General features: G+C 69.1%; 2 protein-coding genes and 1 pseudogene. 2 read left to right on the top strand and 1 reads right to left on the bottom strand.

Annotated features, from left to right (window positions below):
* Nucleotides 1-274 (bottom strand): hypothetical protein (locus A8M77_RS37145; protein WP_238137090.1); only part of this gene is annotated, 274 nt, incomplete at its 3' end.
* On the opposite strand from A8M77_RS37145, the pseudogene A8M77_RS37605 reads away from it, so the two are divergent.
* Both A8M77_RS37605 and A8M77_RS37135 read left to right on the top strand, forming a co-directional pair.
* Nucleotides 195-695, top strand: a pseudogene (locus A8M77_RS37605) (hypothetical protein); the annotation flags it as partial. The gene A8M77_RS37145 and the pseudogene A8M77_RS37605 overlap by 80 nt on opposite strands.
* 250 nt (nt 696-945) lie before the next feature.
* The coding region (locus A8M77_RS37135; RefSeq protein WP_238137088.1) for a hypothetical protein at nt 946-1,352 on the top strand (407 nt) is incomplete at its 3' end.

Below are 1,352 nucleotides of genomic sequence, written 5' to 3'. Positions count from 1 at the left end.
CGCCGGCGGCACCCTGTCCATCGTCGATGCGAACGCAGCCAACGCCGCCAACCCGGCTGCCAGGACCCTCGCCGTCAAGAACACCGGCAGCACGCTGCTGGCCGGCCAGTCGCTCACTGTCGATGCCGCTGCACTCACCTTCGACGGCAAGCTGCTCTCCAAGGGCGACATGCGCCTGGCTGAACCAGGATGTCGTGGTCGCCGCAGGCAGCCAGACCACCGCCAACGGCAACCTGGGCATCACCACTCTCGGCAACATCACCAACAGCGGCAAGCTCGCTGCCGGCAACAACCTGCTACTCGCGGCAACCAACATCCACAACGCCGCCAGCGGCGACATCCAGGGCAGGACCACCACCCTGAACGCGAGCGGCACCGTCACCAACCGCGGCGTCATCGACGGCGTGGCCACCCGCATCGATGCAGCGACCCTCACCAACATCGGCACCGGCCGCATCTATGGCGATGCGATCTCCATCGGCACCGGCACCCTGAACAACCTGGCCGAGACGGTCAATGGGATTGCTTCCTCCGCCACCATCGCCGCGCGCCATCGCCTGGACATCGGCGCGGGTTCCATCCACAACCGCGAGGGATCGCTGATCTTCAGCGACGGCGACCTCGCCATCGGCGGCAGCCTGGATGCCAACGGCCGCGCCACCGGGGCCGCCACGAGCCTGAACAACCACGCCTCGACCATCGAGGCCACCGGCCGAGTCGACATCAAGACCGCAGTCCTGAACAACACCAACGGCGGCGTCACCTGGACCTTGCAGCCCGGCACCAGCGAGCACGTGGTCGAGTACCTGCTGCCCGGCGACAGCCGGCGCTGGAAAGCCAGCGAAGTCCTCTTCGGCTTCGGCGGGCAGATCCAGTTCCCCGACACCGGCTGGAACAACTGGGTCGCCTCGCCCGCCACCGACCCGCTGCTGCCGGGCCACTGCCATGCCCGGCGCCTGGTATGCCGCCACCGACCCCATCTGGGCCGCCTTCGGCGTGGCGCCGCCGGCGGCCGATCTGCCCGTGAGCCACCCCGGGCGCATCGATCCGAACATCACCGTGGGCCAGGAGGGCGTCACCGCCACCGTCGACGGCCCCTCGGGCCCGGCCACCGTCCTGGTGCGGCGCTTCGACCACCCGGTCACCCAGGCCGAGTACGACCAGTGGCAGGCCTACCGCGCGGCCCACCAGGCGCTGGATGTGGCCACGCTCAACTTCATCCACAGCATCACCGGCGTGGCGCGGGGCCCGGACAACGAATCGAAGCCACCACGCTTCGCCTCGATCTACGACGCCTTCGACTACACCGTCACCGGATCGAAGCCGGTGCTGCAAAGCTCTGCCCCGGCGAG

The sequence above is a fragment of the Variovorax sp. JS1663 genome (assembly GCF_002157355.1).
Taxonomy (GTDB): domain Bacteria; phylum Pseudomonadota; class Gammaproteobacteria; order Burkholderiales; family Burkholderiaceae_C; genus Variovorax.
This window is presented reverse-complemented; position numbering and strand designations above follow the sequence as displayed.